This is a genomic window from Shewanella sp. 11B5 (assembly GCF_002836795.1).
GTDB classification, from domain to species: Bacteria; Pseudomonadota; Gammaproteobacteria; order Enterobacterales; family Shewanellaceae; genus Shewanella; species Shewanella frigidimarina.
This window is the reverse complement of the sequence record NZ_PJAP01000410.1, coordinates 1-5,134: the sequence shown is the minus strand read 5'-3', so window position 1 is coordinate 5,134 and position 5,134 is coordinate 1. Positions and strand designations below refer to the sequence as shown.

At 40.3% G+C, this 5,134-nt stretch carries 5 protein-coding genes; 4 read left to right on the top strand and 1 reads right to left on the bottom strand.

The window, feature by feature from the left end; genetic code table 11:
* The 3 genes from CXF78_RS09545 to CXF78_RS09535 all read left to right on the top strand — a co-directional run.
* Nucleotides 1-508: restriction endonuclease subunit S (locus CXF78_RS09545; RefSeq protein WP_180957100.1), on the top strand; the 508-nt coding region annotated here is incomplete at its 5' end.
* Nucleotides 509-691: 183 nt separating this feature from the next.
* A complete protein-coding gene (locus tag CXF78_RS09540; RefSeq protein ID WP_102036639.1) occupies nt 692-2,020 on the top strand; it encodes a hypothetical protein in 1,329 nt (442 codons plus the stop codon).
* The gene (locus CXF78_RS09535) at nt 2,007-3,221 is read left to right on the top strand and encodes a hypothetical protein (RefSeq protein WP_102036638.1); all 1,215 of its coding nucleotides are present in this window, start codon (nt 2,007-2,009) and stop codon (nt 3,219-3,221) included. Before CXF78_RS09540 ends, CXF78_RS09535 begins: the two co-directional genes overlap by 14 nt.
* A gap of 235 nt (nt 3,222-3,456) precedes the next feature.
* On the opposite strand, the gene CXF78_RS21235 is transcribed toward CXF78_RS09535, so the two are convergent.
* Entirely contained in the window at nt 3,457-3,615 is a 159-nt protein-coding gene (locus CXF78_RS21235) for a hypothetical protein (protein WP_145991406.1), read from the bottom strand.
* A gap of 251 nt (nt 3,616-3,866) precedes the next feature.
* Between CXF78_RS21235 and CXF78_RS09530 the strand changes: the two genes are divergently transcribed.
* On the top strand, nt 3,867-5,134 hold a 1,268-nt coding region (locus tag CXF78_RS09530), incomplete at its 3' end, for a type I restriction endonuclease (RefSeq protein WP_145991405.1).

Sequence of the window (5,134 nt, the reverse complement as noted above, 5' to 3'; positions counted from 1 at the left end):
AATTGGGAATTTAACTCGAGAGCATATCAATTTTAGATTTAAAGATGTGATATGCGTTACTCCTCCAGATTCAGCAGAAGGTAAAAGAACGCTAGTTCAAACTGGGGATGTATTAATTTCGATTACTGCAGACTTAGGAGTTATTGCTGTTGTTAATGATGATCTTGGTGAAGCTTATGTAAATCAGCATGTATCATTAGTTAGATTAAATAATCCAGAAATATCACGCTGGGTAGGCCACTTCCTTTCACATGAAGATTCTCAAAAACAGTTTACTGCAAATAATGATTCAGGTGCAAAAGCTGGATTAAATCTGACTGCTATTCGAAACACCAAAGTTGTAATTCCACCGGCAGATGAAATTAATCAAATAGTTAGGACATTAGATTCGTTAGATAGCTCTATTGCTATAAAACGGAAGAAACTGGCTAAGGTGCAAGATACCAAAAAAGCCCTGATGCAAGATCTCCTTACGGGTAAAGTTCGCGTAAACGTGGAGGCAAGTTGATGAGTCACAAGCCACCGTCTAAGTTAATCTCCAGGACAGAAGATAACGCCTTGAACGATATTGAAAGCCTTGACGAACTTGCGAACTGGACGGCCAACTAAATAGTTATGCTCAACCAAATCAGCTTATCGGAAGCACCATATAACTGAACTGGCTAGAAACTAATTAAACAAAAGGATAATCATGAGCAAGGATGCTTCGCTGCAAAAATCGTTTTCTGCATTGTTAAATGAATCATTTGAACAAGCTAAAACTGAATCTCAAGCTGGGAAGCCTTTCGTGCTTGGTTCAGGGTTTGAAAATAACTTATTTTTACCTACCATCAATACCACAATGAAAATGCTTGGTGTGAGTAACCCTTTACTCACAGGTATTGCGGCATCTGAAGAAAATTATGCGTTACCTCTGGATATAAAGCGCAGCAGTCGGCATAAACTCACATCGACGGGTGTGGGATTTCCTTCTTCAAAAAAGTTTATAGCATGGCTGAGTAAAGTGCTTGATCAAACATTTAGTGCTGAATCTGTTATTTCAGAAAGCACAATGTCTGAGGCCTTTCAAGTTAACTCTAACGCAAATGCTTGGTATTCAGTAATCAATCACTCTGAAGACCTTTGTGAAGCTAGCCGTAACGAAAGCATGACGCAATTTAAGCCGCTTCTTCGGTTTTTAATGGCGCGCTGCGAAGCCGACATTGTTATGCAACAGCAAGTAAATAAAACACTATTGAGCAAAGAGTTTGATAACGAAAACTTAGCTTGCCGGCTGTCGTTACAAGACACCCTTTGGCTAACCCATTCTAATCTTGATAATACTGTTTGGCTCAAATTCACTGCGTTGCTTATTGAGAATGCTACAAACAAGCTTGAAGATAAACAGCAGATCCTTGACGTAGCAAAGTGCATTGTGTCATTACAGTTAGATTTTTATTTAGAAGCGATTGCGCACTATGAAGTTGGTTGTATGCTAACAATGCATGCAGACAAAAGTGAATTAACCAAGCCGAATGGCGTTTTGACGCGTGGTTTGCTTTTTTATGCCGATGGCAATGGCAAAGTTAAAAATTGTTTTGATGGCTTTTTACATGAATTGAAACGTGCTTATACCATTAAGTTGGGCAAGGTAAGTTGGCGACGACTCGCTCGGTATATTGAAATTGATGAAGATGAAAACGCTGCCTCAGGTGATTCGCTTGAAGATAAACAATATGCACGTTTAAAGAAATGGCGTAACGGTGACGGCTCAATATCTAATGACAAACTCTTGAACTTTTTTACCAACTTGGTTGGTGAGGATGATTTAGATTGTTTGAGATTACTCTACTCATATGCACGTATTGCGATAGGGCTCGATAAGTTGTTTGCGGAGTTAACAATACAATACAAGGATAAGGCATATTCTGCAGATGAATTTAATACGATATATAGGGACGTCTTGGCTCAACACCCTGAATATTACCTACGTTGTGTTAAGCGAGAATTAGCCATGGTGACCGCAGATGAAACCCAATAGATATGGGAAATACATTTTTAAACCTCCAACATTCGATAGCATATTTTTGCCTGCGCCTTCAGTGGTTGCAGAGTTATTGGGCTTACCTGAAAATATAGTTAAGACGATCCCGTACTTAGAGTCATTTTATAATCATAATCTCAACGTCAGCAGCAGTTCTAGAGCTAATCTAGCGAAAAAAGGGGCTGCTAAGCCAACAATCAATAAAATATCACAGTGGATGAAACAACTTCCTATACCTTTTATGCAGCTGTATTCATTACCTTTGTACATAAAAGTAAGACGTGCGTTAAATGTGCGCTCAAATGCAGGAAGCTGGTTCTCACTTGTTCACGGCCTTAAGCAGTCTAGTCACGATAGTGAGCTCCCTCCATTTATGGCATTTATTAATGAGAGAGCAAATACCGATTATTTGCTTCTGCGAAACTATAAAAAGTCAGTAAAATTAGGCCTGTTAAAAAGTGACGATGAGATTGCGCACTGGGCTCATCAGCAGTCTACATGGTCTAGAGCAAGCCTAGTTCCTTTGGAGTTATTATCGGCTTACAAGCACTATGTTGAACTCAATAGCGCCGATAAGTTAAAAGCTGTAGAGCAAAAGACTCAAGCTCTTCGTGCCGTTTTTTGGATGAGACTCGATTTTTACCTTGCGGCAATAGCTACTTATGACGTGGGTACAGCGCTTTATGAGATTAGACAGGGCTCAGATATTAACTTTGAGTCATATGATGGCGTGTTTTCATCGGTTATACACTCTTATGCCGTTACTGACGAAGAGTGTACTTGCTTTGGGGCGATGTTGATGAAGTTAAGAAAGATTCTCTCACACCATAAGCAAGAATCAAGTTGGCGAGCATTAGCATCATATATATCGATTGAAGAGTCTGGCAATGGTGAAGATAAATTGAAAGATAAACAATATAAGCAGCTTAAAGGTTGGCGTAATGGTGTGAATATGCCATCGGATAAAAAACTGCGAAAATTTGTTGCCGATATTATTGATCCTATAGGTGACTATGACATCGAACCTACCTTGATATATCTGCGTATAGCTAGAGGCATTGATACTATGGTTGGGAGAATGTTTAAAGAAGTAGAAAATGATGAGAAAGTTTTGCCTATTATTGCTGAAGTACTGGCGAGTTATCCTAAATATTTTGAACATTTCAAGCAGCAAGCAATTAAAAATATAACACATTGATATAAATGATGGAGAATAGACTCAACCGCCTAGCCATTGACTAAAGCGGTTGAGTTGATAGGCAAAACTTGTTACTGACCTAAAGGACTGCACAAGCTAGTCATTAATATTTTAATCGTCTAACTGCTCTTGCCAATCATCAGGGCGTTCATCTTCACCGCGGCTTTCCCAATAAGCGTCATTATTAGGATTCATTTGATTGCTATGGTTATCATCGTCATGTTTAGACATGTTATTAACCTCCCTGTTTGCCATTACCAGAATTCTTAGCTGCTGCACTCTGTGCTTTTGCCGCAAAGCTGCCTTTAGCAACATTGCCACTACCTTGCTTTGCATTAGCACTCTGAATGCGAGCGGCTGCTTGTGGTGTCATTGGTGTTTTGTTATTACTCATTTTATATCTCCAATTTAAAAGTGATGTTGGTAGAAGCCTCTGCCAACGGAGGGAATAATATCTGAGTATTTTGTTGTTGCAGTGGGGGGGAGATTGTCCAAATTTGTACTTTTTTCAATTAACTTAGTATTCAATTGATCTTGATAGCTGCTATTCATGCTAAGTATCTGTAATATCGATGAACAAGGAATTTAAGCCGCATTCGTTTTTAGCGCTTTTAGTATTTTAATTGTACGGACAGAGCCTCAGTTATGAATCAAGATGAGTTCGATAAAGTAGAAGCCCCCGCCATTGCGCAACTAGTGAGTTTAGGTTGGGAGTACATCTCTGGGAAGGATCTATCACCATCAAGTAATCCATCTGTAAATGGATCACCAGAGCATATTTATGCTGGTGGTAAAGGCGAGCGAACTTACTTGCGTGATGTGGTACTTGTAAAGCGACTTGAAGCGGCAATTAAGCGTATTAACCCGTGGATCAGTGATGAGAACCTGCGAAAGGTATCACGTGATGTGACCCACCCTAATTTTGCGGCTTTAATGGAGTATAACCACGCGTTCTACCAAACCTTAGTCAGTTATTTATCAGTCGAACAAGATTTAGGTAAGGGACGTAAGGGGCAAACCGTTAAGCTGGTGGACTTTGATAAGCCAGAAAACAACGAATTTGTTTGTACTAATCAATTCAAAATTGAAGGCGTTAACCAGAACATCATCCCTGATATTGTTTGCTTTGTGAATGGTATCCCTCTAGCTGTTATTGAGTGTAAGTCGCCGTATATTTCCAGCCCGATGAGCGAAGGGATAAACCAGTTACGTCGTTATGCTAATTTGCGCCAGAGTGAAGATCATGAAGGGGCAGAAAAACTGTTTTGGTATAATCAGCTGATGGTATCTAGCTGTCGTGATCAAGCCAAAGTGGGCACGATTAGTTCAAACTCGTCACATTATGGCGATTGGAAAGATGCTTACCCTTTCACTGAGAAACAGCTATCTGAACAATCACTTAAGAATAATATTGTCCGCCTTAATCATCCTGTGGATATACAGTTGCCCGAAGATGTACTTGCTGACACTGACACCCATATTGTGCTGCCACAGGTTGCTGAGTCTTCCGCTAGTTATACGATTGCACCCGCTCAATCTTCCGCCCACCCCTCCGCTCTACCTTCAAATGACAGCACGACTCAAGCTTATGATGCGCTGACTCCGGTGACGGCGCAGCAGCGTTTATTAGCGGGTATGTTCAGTAAAGTGAACTTCTTAGATATTTTGCAGAACTTTATATTGTTTGAAACCGATGATGGCCGTGTGATTAAGAAGGTGGCGCGTTATCAGCAATATCGTGCGGTAAACAAAGTCATTGAGCGTTTAAAGTCTGGTAACGATCGCAAAGAAAAGTCCGGTGTAGTTTGGCATACCCAAGGCAGTGGTAAGTCGTTGACCATGGTGATGCTAGCAGTAAAAATGCGCCGTGATCCGGAGCTTAAAAAGTACAAGTTGGTGTTTATTACCGACCG